Source organism: Okibacterium fritillariae (genome assembly GCF_052783725.1).
The window spans coordinates 792,237-808,743 of the sequence record NZ_CP199917.1 but is presented as its reverse complement, the minus strand read 5'-3'; the positions used below and the strand labels follow the sequence as shown (position 1 = coordinate 808,743).

Annotated in this window: 14 protein-coding genes and 1 riboswitch; of the genes, 7 read left to right on the top strand and 7 right to left on the bottom strand. The window is 68.4% G+C overall.

All coding sequences use genetic code 11. The features are described from left to right. Positions 1–26: 26 nt before the first annotated feature. The 3 genes from ACUWEX_RS03940 to ACUWEX_RS03930 are packed head-to-tail and all read left to right on the top strand — an operon-like array spanning position 27 to position 4,897. The gene (locus ACUWEX_RS03940; RefSeq protein ID WP_445997182.1) at positions 27–2,378 is read left to right on the top strand and encodes an arylsulfatase; all 2,352 of its coding nucleotides are present in this window, start codon (positions 27–29) and stop codon (positions 2,376–2,378) included. Beyond that, positions 2,379–4,013 (top strand): SulP family inorganic anion transporter, encoded by a 1,635-nt coding sequence (locus ACUWEX_RS03935; RefSeq protein ID WP_445997181.1) that lies wholly within the window; start codon positions 2,379–2,381, stop codon positions 4,011–4,013. After that, positions 4,010–4,897: a formylglycine-generating enzyme family protein gene (locus ACUWEX_RS03930; RefSeq protein WP_445997180.1), complete on the top strand. Its 888-nt coding sequence runs from the start codon at positions 4,010–4,012 to the stop codon at positions 4,895–4,897. Before ACUWEX_RS03935 ends, ACUWEX_RS03930 begins: the two co-directional genes overlap by 4 nt. Before the next feature lie 142 nt (positions 4,898–5,039). Here ACUWEX_RS03930 and ACUWEX_RS03925 read toward each other — a convergent pair whose 3' ends face one another. Then, positions 5,040–7,670, bottom strand: a complete 2,631-nt coding sequence (locus tag ACUWEX_RS03925) for a LamG-like jellyroll fold domain-containing protein (RefSeq protein ID WP_445997179.1) — start codon at positions 7,668–7,670, stop codon at positions 5,040–5,042. 219 nt (positions 7,671–7,889) lie between these two features. Beyond that, the gene (locus tag ACUWEX_RS03920) at positions 7,890–9,440 is read right to left on the bottom strand and encodes an FAD-binding oxidoreductase (RefSeq protein WP_445997178.1); all 1,551 of its coding nucleotides are present in this window, start codon (positions 9,438–9,440) and stop codon (positions 7,890–7,892) included. 87 nt (positions 9,441–9,527) lie between these two features. After that, positions 9,528–9,625, top strand: a riboswitch (TPP riboswitch). Here ACUWEX_RS03920 and thiM point away from each other — a divergent pair. From thiM to ACUWEX_RS03900, 4 genes are all read left to right on the top strand, one after another. Then, the gene (gene thiM, locus ACUWEX_RS03915) at positions 9,618–10,463 is read left to right on the top strand and encodes a hydroxyethylthiazole kinase (RefSeq protein ID WP_445997177.1); all 846 of its coding nucleotides are present in this window, start codon (positions 9,618–9,620) and stop codon (positions 10,461–10,463) included. Its footprint overlaps the riboswitch before it by 8 nt. Continuing rightward, on the top strand, positions 10,460–11,116 hold the full coding sequence (gene thiE / locus ACUWEX_RS03910) for a thiamine phosphate synthase (protein ID WP_445997176.1): 657 nt from the start codon (positions 10,460–10,462) through the stop codon (positions 11,114–11,116). Before thiM ends, thiE begins: the two co-directional genes overlap by 4 nt. Then, complete coding sequence (thiD, locus tag ACUWEX_RS03905; protein ID WP_445997175.1) at positions 11,113–11,967, top strand: bifunctional hydroxymethylpyrimidine kinase/phosphomethylpyrimidine kinase; 855 nt, start codon at positions 11,113–11,115, stop codon at positions 11,965–11,967. Before thiE ends, thiD begins: the two co-directional genes overlap by 4 nt. Positions 11,968–12,022: 55 nt before the next feature. Continuing rightward, a complete protein-coding gene (locus ACUWEX_RS03900; RefSeq protein WP_445997174.1) occupies positions 12,023–12,814 on the top strand; it encodes a 3-oxoacyl-ACP reductase in 792 nt (263 codons plus the stop codon). Positions 12,815–12,838: 24 nt separating this feature from the next. On the opposite strand, the gene ACUWEX_RS03895 is transcribed toward ACUWEX_RS03900, so the two are convergent. The 5 genes from ACUWEX_RS03895 to rplJ form a co-directional block, all read right to left on the bottom strand. Beyond that, positions 12,839–13,168 carry a hypothetical protein gene (locus ACUWEX_RS03895; protein ID WP_445997173.1) on the bottom strand — a complete coding sequence of 110 codons (330 nt, stop codon included), beginning with the start codon at positions 13,166–13,168 and terminating at the stop codon, positions 12,839–12,841. Positions 13,169–13,640: 472 nt separating this feature from the next. Then, on the bottom strand, positions 13,641–14,873 hold the full coding sequence (locus tag ACUWEX_RS03890; protein WP_445997172.1) for an MFS transporter: 1,233 nt from the start codon (positions 14,871–14,873) through the stop codon (positions 13,641–13,643). Then, positions 14,873–15,361 carry a MarR family winged helix-turn-helix transcriptional regulator gene (locus ACUWEX_RS03885; protein ID WP_445997171.1) on the bottom strand — a complete coding sequence of 163 codons (489 nt, stop codon included), beginning with the start codon at positions 15,359–15,361 and terminating at the stop codon, positions 14,873–14,875. The genes ACUWEX_RS03890 and ACUWEX_RS03885 overlap by 1 nt, the downstream gene beginning before the upstream one ends. A 185-nt stretch (positions 15,362–15,546) precedes the next feature. Beyond that, positions 15,547–15,930 carry a 50S ribosomal protein L7/L12 gene (rplL, locus tag ACUWEX_RS03880; protein ID WP_077053843.1) on the bottom strand — a complete coding sequence of 128 codons (384 nt, stop codon included), beginning with the start codon at positions 15,928–15,930 and terminating at the stop codon, positions 15,547–15,549. A gap of 51 nt (positions 15,931–15,981) precedes the next feature. Next, entirely contained in the window at positions 15,982–16,497 is a 516-nt protein-coding gene (rplJ, locus tag ACUWEX_RS03875; protein ID WP_077053844.1) for a 50S ribosomal protein L10, read from the bottom strand. Between the last annotated feature and the right edge of the window lie 10 nt (positions 16,498–16,507).

The following is a 16,507-nucleotide window of genomic DNA, read 5'->3' as shown; positions in this document are numbered from 1 at the left end:
GGCGGCTTCGACGAACTGGGGACACAGTGACCGATCGGAAAGCATTCGCGGGAAAGATTGAGCTCGACGTCAGGGATTCGACATCCGATTGGGATGCGTTCCTGCCAGAGAAGGCGCCGGCCGGTGCGCCGAACGTGCTGGTGGTGTTATACGACGACACGGGGCAGGCCGCATGGTCGCCCTACGGCGGCCGCATCAACATGCCCACCATGCAGAGGCTCGCCGATCGCGGCCTCACCTACAGCCAATGGCACACCACGGCGCTCTGCTCACCGACGCGTTCGACCTTCCTGACGGGGCGCAACCACCACTCCAACGGCTTCGCGACCATCTCCGAATCGTCGACGGGGTTTCCCGGCTACAACTCGCACATTCCGCCCGAAAACGTGCCAATGGCCCACCTGCTGAGGGATGCCGGCTGGGCCACGTTCTGGGTCGGCAAGAACCACAACGTGCCCATCGACGAGTGGACGGCGGGTTCATCGAAGAAGAACTGGCCGCTCGCGCAGGGCTACGACCGCTTCTACGGCTTCATCGGCGGCGAGACCAACAACTGGTACCCGTCGCTCGCCGAGGACAACCACTACATCGACCAGCCATCGCTGCCCGAGGACGGCTACCACCTGTCGAAAGACTTGGCCGATCAGGCACTCAAGATGATCCGCGACGTCAAGCAGACCGACCCCGAGAAGCCCTGGTATCTGTGGTTCTGCCCGGGCGCCAACCACGCCCCGCACCACGCGCCCGAGGAGTACATCGCCAAATACAAGGGCGTTTTCGACGACGGCTACGAGGCCTACCGCGAGTGGGTGCTCGCGCGCATGATCGAGAAGGGCGTCCTTCCCGAGTGCACCGAGCTGACCCCGCTCAACCCCATGCCGGAAGGCACCTACACGGCCACCGACTACGTGCGACCGTGGGCAGAACTCAACGCCGAGGAGCGCGCCATGTTCTCGCGCATGGCAGAGGTCTTCGCGGGCTTCTCCGAGTACACCGACGCTCAGGTCGGGCGCATCGTCGACTACCTCGAGGAGTCCGGTCAGCTCGACAACACCCTCGTCATCTACTGCGCCGACAACGGCGCATCGGGCGAGGGATCGCCGAACGGCTCGGTCAACGAGGGCAAGATCTTCGGCGGCTACCCCGACGACGAGGAAGACAACCTGCGCCTCGTCGACAAGCTCGGCAGCCCCGACACCTACAACCACTACCCCACCGGATGGGCCGCGGCCTTCTCGACGCCGTATCGCATGTTCAAGCGGTACACGTATCAGGGCGGCATCTGCGACCCGATGGTCATCTCGTGGCCGGCGGGCATCGCCTCGCGGGGCGAGGTGCGCGACCAGTATCACCACTCCACCGACATCGTGGCCACCATCCTCGATGTCTGCGGCCTCGAGCTGCCCGATCAGTACAACGGTGTCGAGCAGAGGCCCCTCGACGGCGTCTCGATGCGCTACAGCTTCGACGCCCCCGCCAACGGACCGACGGAGAAGAAGACCCAGTACTACGAGATGCTCGGCAGCCGCGGCATCTGGCACGAGGGGTGGAAGGCCGTCGCCGAGCATGGCCCGATGGGAGGTTTCGGCGGCTTCGACACCGATGTGTGGCAGCTCTTCCACAGCGATGTCGATCGGGCCGAAGCGCACGATCTGGCGGCCGAGCATCCCGAGAAGCTCGAAGAGCTGAAGGCGCTCTGGATGTCGGAGGCCGAGGCAAACCATGTGCTGCCGCTCAACGATTTGCAGATCATCGGAAACGTGAAGGACTTCGAAACCTTCATCAAGATGGAGTTCCATCTGCCGGTGTCGCCGACCGGCCAGTACACGTACTACCCGGGCACATCCGAGATTCCCGAGCGGTCGGCCGCCAACACCCATGGCGTCTCCTACAAGGTTCTCGCCGAAGTAGACCTCACACCCGAATCCGAGGGTGTGATCTTCGCGCACGGCTCACGATTCGGCGGGCACTCGCTCTTCATCAAGGACGGGCAGGTGGTGTATGTCTACAACTTCCTCGGCGTCCCGCCGATCTACCGGGTGACGGCACCGGCACCCACCTCGGGCAAGCACATCATCGGCGTCGAATTCACGAAGACGGGCATGGGCGAACACCGGGAAGGCGTCGGCCCGCTGGCGCTGCACATCGACGAGGAGAAGGTCGCCGAAACGGAGATCCGCACGGTTCTCGGTCACTTCTCACTGTGCGGCGAGGGCCTCTGCATCGGCTACGACTCTGGCGATGCCGTCGCGGCCGACTATGCCGGAAGCCGCTTCGACTTCACCGGCGGCGAGATCGCGAAGGTCGTCTTCGACATCGCTGACGACGCCTACATCGACCTCGAGACGCACCTCGCGGCCGCGATGTCGCGTGACTGAATGAGGGCGACTGTTCCGATCAGACCGGCCCCGCAGGGGCCGGTCTGGTTCGCGCCCACCCTGCGCGGGTATCGATCTGCCTGGCTCGGTCGCGACGTGCTGGCCGGACTCACCGCCGGGGCCGTCGTCATCCCCCAGGCCATGGCATACGCCACGATCGCGAATCTGCCCGTGCAAGCGGGGCTCTACACATGCATCGTGCCGTTGCTCGTCTACGCCCTCTTGGGCGGGTCGCGCGCCATGAGCGTGACGACCACCTCGACCATCGCCACGCTCACCGCCACCACACTCGTCACCGCGGGCGTCGCGGCCAACGCCGACGACATCCCATCAGACCTCATCACCCTCACTCTGCTCGTCGGTCTGATCTTGCTCGCAGCACGCCTCCTGCGCCTCGGGGCGATCGTCGAGATCATCAATCGGCCCACACTCATCGGCATCCAGATCGGCGTCGGCGCCACCGTCGCGGTGGGCCAGCTGCCCAAACTCCTCGGTGAGACGGGGCAACCGACCGGCAGCGGATTCCTTCGCTCGCTCGGCGCCGTCGCGGCGGCCATCCCCGAGGCCAACGGCGCGACGATCACCCTCTCCGCGGCGTCGATCGCCGCGTTGTTCCTGCTCAAGCGTTTCGCTCCCCGCATCCCCGGCCCCCTCGTGGTCGTCGCCGGCGGCATCGTGCTCTCGGCGGTGGGAGTCTGCACGGCCGCCGGCATCGCGCTCATTCCCGCGGTGCAGCGCGGCCTGCCCCTTCCCGCACTCCCCGCACTAAATGACATCCCCGCGCTCCTGCCGGGGGCGTTCGCCATCGCGGTCATGGCGTTCCTCGAATCCACCGCGGTGGCCCGGGGAATCCGTGAACCCGGCGAACAGGCCATCGACAGCAACCGAGAACTGCTCGCCACATCGTCCGCCAACCTCGTCGGCTCCTTCTTCCAGGCACTCCCCGCCGCGGGCGGTTTCTCGCAGAGCGCGGTGAACAAGAACGCCGGCGCCCGCAGCCAGGTGGCCGGGCTCGTCACGGTCGCACTCGCGGTGCTGTGTGGCGTCTTCCTCGGCCCGGTGCTGTCGCTGTTGCCCCAGGCCACCCTCGCCGCCCTCGTTTTCGTAGCCGTCTTCGGCCTCATCGACGTTCGCGCCCTCCTGCGCCTGCGGCACATCCGCCGCGCCGATTTCTGGATCGCCCTGACAGTGACGGCCGTCGGGCTGACGGCCGGCCTCCTCACCGCCGTGGCCGTCGGAGTCGTCGTCACGCTCGTCATGGTGCTGCGCGCGTTGAACCGGCCGCGCATCCGCACCGCCGAGCTCGACGATCGTCTCGAGATCACGCTGCTCGCGCCGCTCTACACGGCGAATGTCCTGGGCACGGAACAGGCCATCATCCACGCGGTCGACGAGCACCCCGATCACCGCATCGTCATCCTCGATATGACGCGCATCGAAGAAACCTCGACGACCGTGCTGGATGCCTTCGCCGACCTCGACCGCGAACTAGCGGGCACCGGCCGCGCCCTGCACCTGGCGGCGCTCCCCCGGGCGGCGGCGGCGACGGCCGAGGGCACCGACTGGTTCCGCGCGGCGCGGGCCGAGGGCCGAGTGCACGACAGCGTCGACGACGCCCGGCAGGCGACGACATGAGCACTGTTCAGATTCCCGGCGGGTCGTTCCTGATGGGCTCGACCACGTTCTACCCCGACGAAGGTCCCGTGCACGAGCGCCACGTCGACGCATTCGAGCTCGATGCGACGCCCGTGACGAATCGCGAGTTCGCCGCGTTCGTGCGGGAGACCTCGTATGTGACCGTTGCCGAGGAGCCCCTCGACGGCGAGGAGTTCACCGGGCTGAGCGCCGAAGACCGCGCGCCCGGGGCGATGGTCTTCCGTCCCACGCTCGGGCCGGTCGACCTGCGCGATTGGCGTCAGTGGTGGACCTGGGTGCCGGGCGCCCGCTGGAGCGAACCCTTCGGACCTGGCAGCAGCATCGCCGACCGCCTCGATCACCCCGTCGTGCAGGTCGCCTATCGCGACGCCTCCGCGTATGCGGCCTGGCGCGGCAAACGCTTGCCGACCGAAGCCGAGTGGGAGTTCGCCGCCCGGGGTGGCCTCGCCGCCACGACCTTCGCGTGGGGAGACGAGGCCCGACCGCACGAAGAGCTGATGGCCAACCACTGGCAGGGCAACTTCCCCTATCGCAACACGGGGGCGGCCGGATGGGTCGGCACCTCGCCCGTCGGCACGTTCCCTCCGAACGGGTACGGCCTCTACGACGTCACGGGCAATGTGTGGGAATGGACGAGCACACCCTATGCACCCCGCCACCTGCCGCCCGGGGTCGCGGGCCCGCCGCCCGGCGCGCGGCCGAATCTGCTGGGGGCGCCGGCTGTGGCCGAGTCCCGGAGGGTATTGAAGGGCGGATCGCACCTCTGCGCCCCCGAGTACTGTCTGCGCTACCGCCCCGCCGCGCGTTCGCCGCAATCGGAGGACACCGCGATGACCCACATCGGCTTCCGCTGCGCGGTGTGAGCTGCGCGGTCCGATTCATCACCGGCCACTCGCCACTCGCCACCGGCCACCGGCCACCTAACGCCGAACGCCGAACGAACGAACGAACGAACGCGCCACCCCGGTATCCCGGAGCGGCGCGTTCGCGCGATTCAGGCTGTCATTACTCCACGAAGCGCGTGCGACGCGATCGCTGGAGGAGCAACAAGCATGCCCCGATCAGCAGGACGAGTCCTGAGGCGAATAGTCCGCCCAGCGGCTCGACACCCGTCTGGGCCAGGTCGGATGCGCCAGGCTGACCGATCGGCGTTGCACCGCCCGGTGCATTCGGACCGGCGGGAACCGGCGCGGGCGTCGCCGAGGGGTCGCCGGGCGTTCCGGGAGTCGGCGCGGGCGTCGGCGCCGGGTCGACCGGTGCCGCGGCGATGGCGAAGGCCACCGTCACGGGGTCGGAAGCCCGCGTGCCGAGTGCCTGCACGGCCTCGTAGGAATAGGAACCCGAGCCGGTCAACGGCGTGGGGAACGAGTACGACCAGGTGCCGTCCTCTGCCACGACGGTCGCGGCATCCAGGGCCAGGACGCGGGCGTTCGACTCGGCGCGAGCGGTCATCGGCTGGGCATCGGTGACGCCGCCGTCGATGCGCACCTCGGCACCGGGCAGGCCCGTTCCCGAGAGCGTGGTGACTCGCGAGCCGGCCGCAAGGGTGCCGCTCGGGGCATCCGTGACGGCGAACCCGGTGAGGTCGGCGCGCGAGGTCAGCCAGTCGGCCGGGCCCGTCGCGTGGTCGATGATGCGGGTTTCGCCCACGCAGCCGTTCCAGCCGTTGCGCGCGGCGTCGTCGACCCAGTCCGAGCCGATGATCCAGGGCATGTCGGGGTTGGCCGAGACGCCGGCCGCGTCGACCGCGTTACGCAGCACGGGCGCACCGTCGACGTACATGGTGATGGTGCCCTTCTCTGCGTCGTTCACGACGGCCACGTGGGACCAAGAGTCGACCATGATCTCGCCCGACCAGTTGGTGCGGTCGCCCTTGGTGGGATCACCCGGAACGGTGGTCCACTGGAATTCGCGCAGGTTCGAGATGCCGAGGGCCGTGGGCGAAGCCGTCCAGTCCCACTGCGTCTTGGCGAAACCGTCGATCTTCGAGCGGTTGCCCGTGTGCGTCAGGAACTTCGACCACCCGTTGGCGGCCGGCGTCCACTCGGGGCTCATCTTCACGAACGTCTCGATCGTGTAGCCCTTCGAGAGGTCGGCGTTGTTGACCGGGGCATCCTTGTCGGTGGTGAGGTAGCTGTAGCGGCTGCCCGACGAGTTCGTGAAGCACGCACCCGCCTGATCGGCCGAATAGCCGTGCACGTTGTCAGATTCGATGGTGACGTCCGAGAGCTCGGTGCCCACCGAGTTGGTGGCGGCGGGGTCGGCGCGGTGCAGGTCGTTCGACCCGTCGCCCGCGACATCCGGAATCGTCACATCGGTGCCCACGACGCCGTCGAGGCCGTTGAACTGCCAGTGCGCGAGCGTGCCCGGAACCTCGGGGTAGTCGGCCGGCGAGCCCGGGAACTCGGTCGTGATGGGGTCGGGTCCGACGAAACCGTCGAGCAGGATGTCGCGCGCCTTCTGGCCGAGCGACGGGGTGTCGGCGGGGCCGGCCGCGAACGTCGGGTTGAAGCCCTTGAAGCGCTCGGAGAAGTCGATGGGCAGGCTGAACTGCTGCTGCGAACCCTCGAGCAGCGGCTGGTCATAGCTCGTGAGCGTCTCCTGCGGTTTCCAGGTGACCCACGGCGAGGCCGTCTGCACGTTGATCACGTCGTTCGTCAGGTCGAACTCGTAGAGGCCGAGGTAGCCGTCGCCGCCCTCATAGGCCATCTGGTAGTCGATGACGACCGAGGTGACCGTGTGACCGAAGTCGTTGGTCTTGTCCAGGCGCGACGAGCCGTGGAAGTGGCCGTTCAGCGTCAGGAAGATCTGGTCGTGGTTCTTGATGAGCTTGTCCCACAGGCGCAGGCCGTAGTCGGTCTCGCGCGGCGTCTCGCCATCGGGTTCGATGTTGATCACCTGGTGCGTGGTCAGGATGACGGGCACGGTGGGATGCTGCGCCATCACGTCGGCGGCCCACGCGAGCGTCGCATCCGAGGCACGCCACGACAGCGCGAGCACCATGTACTGCTGGCCGTCGGCCTCGAAGATGTGGAACTGGTTGAAGCCGGTGGGGTCGCTGCCCTGGAACGTCGATACGTTCTGCGCGCGGTTGGGGCCGAACCATTTCAGGAACGGCTCGTTGGCGAGATCGTACTGGTCGTCGTAGAGGTTGTCGTTGCTGTCGCGCACGTCGTGGTTGCCGGCGAGGATCGAGTAGGGCAGCTTCGCCTCGTCGAGGTTCTTCATGGCGTTGTCGGCGGCGATCCACTCGTTGTTCACGCCCACGCGGTCGACGACGTCGCCGAGGTGGGTGACGAACGGGATCTGCAGCGCGTCGGCGTTCTTCGCGAGCCAGTCTGTCTGCACCGAGAACGGGTCCTGGCCGTAGCGCGGGATGAACTGGTCGGCCGAGTAGCGCGAGTAGAACTGTGTGTCGGGCAGAACGGCCAGCGTGAAGCGCGACGCGTCGGTGGTCGCACCGGGGGCGGGCGCGGCTGCGGCGGCTGCGGCGGGGGATGCCGCGGCGGTCGTTTCGGCGGGGAGGGTGGCGGGCGTCGGGGCGGCGGAGGCGGGAGCGGCAGCGATGAGGCCGGCCCCCAGACATCCGACCAACGCCGCCGCGGGGAATGCGGAGAGGAGTCGAGAAGTTTTCACGCTCGCCAGCCTCGGGGAACGCGGCGACCGGGCGCTGGCCTGTCGGCCAACTGGCCCCCATCTGGGGGTGAACAACGGGTGTCCGCGTGAGTGGGAGCGGCTCGGCCGTTCCCGACTACGGGGAGCCACGAGTCGCCATGACGACCGGTGGCCGCAGACCGCCGGTAGCCGACCGCTCATGGGGGTCGCGCCGAGTCGGCCGCCGTGAGGAGGGCTCGCCTACTGCGGCTGCGTAAACAGCCCCGAGGGGTCGTATTTCTTGCGCGCCGCCTGCAACCGCTCCTTGTTCGCGCCGAAGTAGGCGGTGTCGGGATCGGTGATCGAGGCATCCGAATAGTTCACGTAAGCGCCGTCGCCCCAGTGCGGCTGCATCGCCTGCCGGAACCCACGCGCGTAGGCGTCGAACGGCGCGGGATCGGCGCCGTTCTCGAACGTGGCCGTGTATTGAACGGTGGCCAAGGCATCCCGCCACGGGAACGCGGTATCGTCGGCGCCGAGCTTCGCGACCTGCCCGCCGAGCGCATCGATCGACACGCCGCCCTCGATCATGCCGCCCACCTGGCCCGCCGCCGTGGCCTGGCCGATGAGCGCCTGAATCCCGGCCGCGTCGAGCGGCGCCTGCGCGATATGCGACGTCGCCCCGAACGATTCGCGTTTCAGGCTGCCGCCCGGGCCCGTGTTGCACTGCGCGACCGCGATGTTCGAGCATCCGGCGTAGATGGCCATGGCCTGCCCGTAGTCGTGCGTCGACGACGTGTTGGTGCTGGGCTTCACGGCGTTCGTGAGCCCCGCGAGCTGGGCCGCGAGCTGCCCGGGTGCGCCCAACCAGGTGCCCGACATCGTGATCGCCGGGCCGGTCGGATGCTTCACGGGCCCTCCCAGCAACTTCAACGTCGACCAGAGGCCCGGGTCGGTCTGGGGCATCCAGCTCTGCCACGCCTCGACCACGGCGGCGGCCTGCGCGAACGGCCAGGACAGGAAGAACATGGTGACGGTGGGGGCCGCCTGCGTCTGGAACGTGAACGATGTCACCACGCCCAGGTGCCCGCCACCGCCGCCGCGCAATGCCCAGAACAGCTCGGGTTCGTTGGTTGCCGACGCCGTGACGACTTTTCCGTCGGCCGTGACAATCTCGATGGCCGTGACCTGGTCGCACGTCAGGCCGAAGGTGCGCGTGAGCACTCCGACACCGCCGCCCAGGGTGAGCCCGGCGACACCGACGGTGGCACACGACCCGGCCCCGATAGCCCGACCCTCGGCCGAGAGCGCGGCATACACGGACGCGAGCGCCGCACCGGCCCCGATGGTCGCCGTCCCGTCGCTTGCGACCGTCACCTGGTTGAGCGGGCGCACGTCGACCACGAGCGACGGCGGCACATCGGTTCCGCTCGCGCCGCCCGCCGAGTATCCGGGATAGCTGTGACCGCCCGACCGGATGGCGAGGGGCACGGCATGCGCGGTCGCGAACGTGATCGCGGCCGCCACATCATCCGCGCTCGATGCCTCGAGAATGGCGAGCGGCTGGGCGTCGTCGAACCGCGGGTTCTCGACCAGCTTGAGCTGCGCGTAATCGGCATCCGCGGGCAACACGAGCGCGCCCTTCAGCTGCGCGGCGAACGCCTGCCAATCGGCCGCCGTCGCGGTCTTCACGGACGTCGGCGTGCCCGCGGCGGTGGGGCTCGCGGTGGGCGTCGCGGGCGCAGTGCACCCCGAGAGCATCAGCGTCGCGCCGGCGAGCAGAATCGCCTGGCGCCTCGTCAGTTCGGCCATGACCGGAGCCTACTGCGCGAGCGCCGTCCGCGGCAGGACCTCTCCCCCATCCGCGGCGGCGGGTCCCGAAGAGACCGCTATAGTCGTCTCAGTGACACGGGGTGCCCGCACGACTGCGGGCTGAGAACACACCCGTCGAACCTGATCTAGTTAGAACTAGCGAAGGGATGTCCGCGGATGAGTATTCGCCCAGGCACCAGCACGACCCTGCCCACCGACCCCGGCCCGCTGTCGCCGGGCGCGCACCTCGAGCGGATGCGTTCGACCGCTCCGCTCGTGCAGTGCATCACCAATCACGTCGTGACCAACATCACGGCGAACGTGCTGCTCGCCCAGGGCGCCTCCCCCGCGATGGTCGATATCCCGGTGGAAGCCGGCGTCTTCGCGCGCATCGCGTCGGGTCTGCTCATCAACCTAGGCACCCCGACTTCCGAGCAACGGGATGCCGCGCGCGAGGCCGCGGTCGATGCATCCGCGGCCGGCACACCGTGGGTGCTCGACCCCGTCGCCATCGGAGCGCTGCCCGTGCGCACCGAGCTGGCCCACGAGCTCGTGGCCCTGCGGCCGAGCGTGATTCGTGGCAACCCGTCTGAGATCTTGGCCCTGGCGGGTGCGGGCGCGGGTGGTCGCGGCGTCGACTCGGTGGCCGGCACCGACGACGCCCTCGACGCGGCACGGATGCTCGCGCGCACGCACGGCAGCGTCGTGGCCGTCTCGGGCGCGGTCGACCTCGTGACCGACGGCGATCGCATCGCCCGTCTGGCGAACGGAACCGAGTTGCTCACGCTCATCACGGGCGGCGGATGCGCGCTCGGCGCGACCATCGCCGCCTACCTCTCCGTGGCCCACGATGGCGACCTCTTCGAGGCCACCGTTGCCGCGGTGACGAACTACACGGTCGCTGCCGAAGTCGCGGCCGACGCGACCCGGGGTGCGGGGCCCGGCTCCTTCGCGGTCGCCTTCATCGACGCTCTCCACGCCCGCGACGCCGCAACCGTCGCCGACCGCGCGGTGCGTTCGTGACCGCGCGTCACGCCCTCGACCTCTCCCTCTACCTCGTCACCGACACCGCCCTGTGCGGCGAGCGTGGTGTCGCGGCGACGGTCGAGGCCGCTGTGCGGGGTGGAGCCACGACGGTGCAGGTGCGCGCGAAGGACAGCAGCGCGGCCGAAGCCCTGCAGCTTCTGCTAGCCGTCGCCGAGGCGTGCGACAGCCGCGCCCAGGTGCTCATGAACGATCGCGTCGACGTGTTCCTCGCGGCGCGCGCCCGGGGTGCCGCGGTTCACGGCGTGCACGTGGGCCAGAGCGACCTGCCCGCCGTCGATGTGCGCGCGATCGTGGGAGAGGCGGCGATCGTCGGGCTCACCGCATCCTCACTCGTCGAGGTCGAGGCCGCGAACGCGTTACCCGATGGCGTCGTCGACTACCTGGGCATCGGGGTCATCAGGGCGACCACCACGAAGCCCGACCACCCCGAGCCCATCGGCGTGCACGGTTTCGGCGAGCGCCGCACCCTGAGCCGTTTCCCGGCTGTCGCGATCGGCGGCATCGGCTTCGACGACCTCCGCCCGTTGCGGGATGCGGGGGCCGACGGCGTCGCGGTCGTCTCGGCTCTGTGTGCGTCATCCGACCCAGAGCGTTCTGCCCGCGAGCTTCGAGCGGAGTGGGAGCGATGAGCATCCCTCGCGTGCTGAGCATCGCGGGCACCGATCCGACCGGTGGTGCGGGCATCCAGGCCGACCTCAAGAGCATCGCGGCCAACGGCGGCTACGGCATGGCCGTCGTCACGGCGCTCGTCGCCCAGAACACCTGCGGCGTGCGCTCGGTCCACACCCCGCCCGCGGCGTTCCTCGGCGAACAGCTCGACGCGGTCAGCGACGACGTCGAGATCGACGCGGTCAAGATCGGCATGTTGGGCGACGAGACGACGGTCGCGGTGGTCGACGAGTGGCTCGCCCGCATCCGCCCGCCCCTCGTCGTGCTCGACCCCGTGATGGTGGCGACGAGCGGCGACCGTCTGCTCGATGCCCGCGCCGAGGATGCCGTGCGCCGACTCATCGAGCGCTGCGACCTCGTCACCCCGAACCTCAGCGAACTAGGCGTGCTGGTGCGCGAACCGACCGCGGCGACCTGGGCGGAGGCACTCGACCAGGGCCGCCGCCTCTCCGAGAGTTCCGGCGCGATCGTGCTCGCCAAAGGCGGGCATCTGGCCGGCGACGACTGCCCCGACGCCCTCGTCGACGTCGCATCGCGCGGGCGCATCACCGGCGGGCTCGCCGAGGTTCCCGGCATCCGCGCGGCCACACGCAACACCCACGGCACGGGATGCTCGCTCTCCTCGGCCCTCGCCACCCAGCGTGCCCGCACCGATGACTGGGTCGCCGCCCTCGTCGCGTCGAAGGCCTGGCTGCTCGACAGCCTCCGCTCCGCCGACGACCTCCGCGTGGGCCGCGGCAACGGCCCCATCAGCCACTTCCACTCCCTCTGGGCGGATGCCGCAGCGACGTCCTCCGGCGCTGCGCGCTAACGGCTGACCGCCACACCAGACACGCACCCTGTCCTAGCGAACCCGAAAGAACCTCATGCTCCTCTCCGAACAGATCGTCCTCGTCACGGGCGCCGGTCGCGGCCTCGGCCACTCCATCGCCCGCGCGTTCGCCCGCGAAGGCGCCCGCGTCGTCGTCAACTACCGCTCCTCGCGTGCCCGCGCCGAAGCCCTCGCCGACACGCTCAACGCCGGCTCGCTCAACTCCGGCTCGAGCATCCCGCGTGCCGTCGCGCTGCAAGCCGACGTGACCTCCCCCGAGGAGGTGGCCGCGCTCTTCGCAGCAGCGCACGCCCACTTCGGCCACCCCATCACCACCGTGGTCAACAACGCCCTCGCCGACTTCTCCTTCAACGGCGACGCCCGCGCATCGGCCGACACCATCGGCTGGGATGCTTTCGCCGCCCAGTTCGAGGGCACGGTCCGAGCCACCCTCAACACGACGCAGGCTGCCCTGCCCGCAATGCGCGCGGCGGGCTTCGGCCGCATCATCACCATCGGCACGAACCTGTTCCAGAACCCGGTCGTGCCCTATCACGACTACACGGCCGCGAAGGCGGCGGTCCTCTCCCTCACGCGCACGCTCGCGGCCGACCTCGGCCCGCACGGCATCACCGTCAACATGGCGTCGGGCGGTCTCCTCCGCACCACCGACGCGAGCGCCGCCACCCCCGAGGCCGTCTTCGACGCCATCGCCGCCGCCACCCCGCTCGGCCGCGTCGTCACCCCGGACGAGTTCGCCGACGCCGTCCTCTTCTTCGCGAGCCCCCTCTCCCGCTCGGTCACGGGCCAGAACCTCGTCGTCGACGGCGGCCTCGTCAAAGACTGATGTCGAACCATCGGCGCGCACATCTCACGAAGTAGGAATCGAAACCTGGGCGCGCCATTCTGTCGAGGCCGAGAGATCGGTCGTCAGCAACCCGGTGACGCCCAGGTCGGCAAACGACGCGGACGGCACAAACCGCCGAAGGTAGTCACCCGCCGCGGTCACGCAAAACAGCAACGCCTGCAAGTCATCGACGCCGAAAGTCGTCAGCGTCTCGACGATACCGCCGTCCTCGCCGATGAACCGATACGCGAACGCAGGCGCATCATCGTCACCACGAAGGATCTCTAGCGTCAACGCGCCACTATCGGTCGCGAACTCACGTCGTGCAATGACCGACGAACCGCGCTCATCCATTCGCGCCAGCCAAACACGCGCCGTAGCGCACCATGTTCGCCGCGTGGCATACGGCGGCCGCCCGCGCGGGACGCAGGCCTCGACACCATCGAGCACCGGCCGTCATCTCCCGGTCACACTGCCGCTTCGTATGCATCCTCGCGATGTGGCCAGCGTGGGCGGCGACCCCGGCCATGGCGAGAGCGGGCCGAGCAGGGATGCTGGTTTCCGTGAGAGAGGCCGCCGATTGTCCGAACGCCACGCTCGACCCTGTCATAGTCAGTGCGGCAACAAGCGGAAGAGTGGCTAGGTTTCGAGAAAGTTTCATCTGCAACGCTCCTTGTGTCGAAGCCAACATATCGGCATCCGCGAATGCTGTCAGTCCGCCTTTCGGAGGACGGGGCACGGGGCAGGGCCCCACATGCGGGTCCAACGACGAGAAATGCGGTGCCACCCACGCAGGGATGGCACCGCATTAAAGTCACTCAATCCGTCAGCTCTCGCCGATGGCGATGGCCTCGGCTTCTTCGAGCTCCGACTCGATGGGCGCGTTCACGCGCGCGAGCGCTTTGCGGCCGAGCAGCACGATCAGCATGGCCACGAGGGCCGAGCCGGCGGCGGCGTAGTACGGCACCGACGGCGTGAAGATCTTGGCCAGCTCGGAGGCGACGGGCGGCGCGACGGCTCCGCCGAGGAACCGCACGGCCGAGTACGACGACGACGCCACCGAGCGGGGCAGGTCGGTCGCCTCCATGACGCATTCGGTGAGCACGGTGTTCATGATGCCGAGGATGAGTCCGCCGACGATCACGCACACGATCAGTCCCGCCTTGACGTCGATCAGTAGACCGGCGGCGATGAGGTCGAGCGAGAGCAGGATGAGCGTCATCCAGAGCACGCGGGTGCGCGGCATCCGGGCGGTGAGAACGGGGGCGACGAGCACGCTCGTCACGGCCAGGCCGATGCCCCAGCCGAAGAACACGAAGCCCAGCTGCAGGGCGGGCAGCTCGAGCGGGAACGGCGTGTACGCCAGCAGCACGAAGAACGCGATGTTGTAGAACAGCGCGGTGGCGGCGAGCACGGCCAGCGCGGGGCGGCCGAGCGCCTTGAACGGGGCCGACAGCCTGATGGGCGTGGGCTTCGTCTCTTCTTTGCCCAGCAGCACGACGATGGCGATGAAACCGACGGCCATGAGCACGGCGGTGCCGAAGAACGGTCCGCGCCAGCTCCATGAGCCGAGCAGCCCGCCGAGCAGCGGCCCGATGGCGATACCGAGACCAAGCGCCGCCTCATAGAGGATGATGGCGGTCGATGTTCCCCCGGATGCCGCACCCACGATCGTGGCCAGCGCGGTGGAGATGAACAGCGCGTTGCCGAGACCCCAGCCGGCGCGGAAGCCGATCACGGATTCGACGTTGCCCGACAGGCCGGCCGCCAGGGCGAACGCGACGATCAGCGCGAGACCGATGAGCAGCGTGCGCTTGGCGCCGATGCGGCTCGACAGCCAGCTGGTGAAGAACATGGCCACACCGGTGACGACGAGGTAGCTGGTGAACAGCATCTCGGCCTCGGTGGGCGTGGCCTGCAGGTCGGCCGCGATGGCCGGCAGGATGGGGTCGACGAGGCCGATGCCCATGAACGCGATGACGCTCGCGAAGGCGACGGCCCACACCGAGCGGGGCTGCTTGAGGACGGCGCCGAGGCCGGCGCTCTGGTGGCCCGCCATCAGGCGTCGTCCCGTTTGGAGAGGAGTGTGCCCACGGCGACGCGCTGTTGCAGAATGCGGGTGGCCTCGGTCAGGTGCTCGAGTTCATCGGCTGCGAGGTCGGAGAAGTGCGGCACGAGCGCTTCGGCGAGGGTGTCGCGCCAGTCGTGCAGCGCCTTCTCCCCCTTGGGCGTGATGGCGATCTGCCACGCGCGCCCGTCATCGACGTCGACGATGCGTTTGACCCAGTCGACCTGGTCGAGGTTGCGGATGATCTTCGTCATCGTGGGCTGCGACACCCGGCTCTGGCGGGCGAGCTCTCCGAGACGCACGGGGCCGAGCGAGACGAGCGTCGAGAGCGTGCGCCACACGGCGGGCGATTCTGCGCTCTCGGTGGACTGGGCGGCGAGGCGGGTGAGGCGGTTGGCGACGGTCACGAGATCGCCGAGGAGGAGGGGTAGCTGTTCGGCGGAGACTCCCGGCTCTGCCTTCTGATCTACGGTAAGCATTACTCGATTATATACATAGCTTGGCTATGCATTATGCCGCTTCTCTGTCGGCGAACCCTCGGGCTCATGCATCCGGAAACGCCGACAGGCGCCACCCCGTGTGGGATGACGCCTGTCGAACTGAGACGAGCGGGTGACCGGAGCCACCCGACCGAACCCGAGTAAGAGGCCCTCTCGGGCCCTGATTACTTGAGGGTAACGGTTGCGCCGGCCTCTTCGAGCGAAGCCTTTGCCTTCTCGGCAGCTTCCTTGGTCGCGCCTTCGAGGACAGCCTTGGGGGCTCCGTCGACGACGGCCTTGGCCTCGCCGAGGCCGAGGCTGGTGAGCTCGCGCACAACCTTGATGACCTGGATCTTCTTGTCGCCGACCGACTCGAGAACGACGTCGAAGGAGTCCTTCTCTTCGACCTCTTCAGCAGCGGCGCCGGCAGCAGCCGGACCAGCAACGGCGACGGGGGCAGCCGCGGTGACCTCGAAGGTCTCCTCGAATGCCTTGACGAACTCGGAGAGCTCGATGAGGGTCAGGCCCTTGAACTGCTCGAGCAGCTCTTCAGTTGACAGCTTTGCCATGATATTTCTCCCTTTGTCTTTTATGTACTCAACCGCGTGTCTAGGCGAAACCTAGGACGCGGACTCCTGCTTCTCACGCAGCGCGTCGACCGTGCGAACGGCCTTCGACAGCGGTGCGTTGAACAGATATGCGGCTCCGAACAGCGAGGCCTTGAAGGCGCCGGCAAGCTTGCCGAGCAGAACTTCGCGGGACTCGAGGTCGGCGAGCTTGCCTACCTCTGCGGCGGACAGCGGGTTACCGTCGAAGTAACCGCCCTTGACCACCAGGAGAGGGTTTGCCTTGGCAAAGTCGCGCAGACCCTTCGCAACGGCGACCGGGTCACCGTGAACGAATGCGATGGCGGACGGACCGGCGAGCTCGTCGTCGAACGACGAGATGCCAGCGTTGTTCGCCGCAATCTTGGTCAGCGTGTTCTTCACCACGGCAAAGGTTGCGTCCTCACTGATGGACTTGCGCAGCGTCTTGAGCTGAGCAACAGTGAGACCGCGGTACTCGGTCAGCAGAACGGCAGTCGAGCTCTGGAATTTCTCCGTGAGTTCGGCAACCGAGGCTTCCTTGTTCGCCATGGCCACTCCT

Coding starts and splice junctions, on each gene's coding strand:
- rplL (WP_077053843.1), bottom strand. CDS start 15,930: ATGGCAAAGCTGTCAACTGAAGAGCTGCTCGAGCAGTTCAAGGGCCTG.
- thiM (WP_445997177.1), top strand. CDS start 9,618: ATGAGTATTCGCCCAGGCACCAGCACGACCCTGCCCACCGACCCCGGC.
- rplJ (WP_077053844.1), bottom strand. CDS start 16,497: ATGGCGAACAAGGAAGCCTCGGTTGCCGAACTCACGGAGAAATTCCAG.
- thiD (WP_445997175.1), top strand. CDS start 11,113: ATGAGCATCCCTCGCGTGCTGAGCATCGCGGGCACCGATCCGACCGGT.
- ACUWEX_RS03895 (WP_445997173.1), bottom strand. CDS start 13,168: ATGGATGAGCGCGGTTCGTCGGTCATTGCACGACGTGAGTTCGCGACC.
- ACUWEX_RS03935 (WP_445997181.1), top strand. CDS start 2,379: ATGAGGGCGACTGTTCCGATCAGACCGGCCCCGCAGGGGCCGGTCTGG.
- ACUWEX_RS03900 (WP_445997174.1), top strand. CDS start 12,023: ATGCTCCTCTCCGAACAGATCGTCCTCGTCACGGGCGCCGGTCGCGGC.
- ACUWEX_RS03920 (WP_445997178.1), bottom strand. CDS start 9,440: ATGGCCGAACTGACGAGGCGCCAGGCGATTCTGCTCGCCGGCGCGACG.
- ACUWEX_RS03890 (WP_445997172.1), bottom strand. CDS start 14,873: ATGGCGGGCCACCAGAGCGCCGGCCTCGGCGCCGTCCTCAAGCAGCCC.
- ACUWEX_RS03885 (WP_445997171.1), bottom strand. CDS start 15,361: ATGCTTACCGTAGATCAGAAGGCAGAGCCGGGAGTCTCCGCCGAACAG.
- ACUWEX_RS03930 (WP_445997180.1), top strand. CDS start 4,010: ATGAGCACTGTTCAGATTCCCGGCGGGTCGTTCCTGATGGGCTCGACC.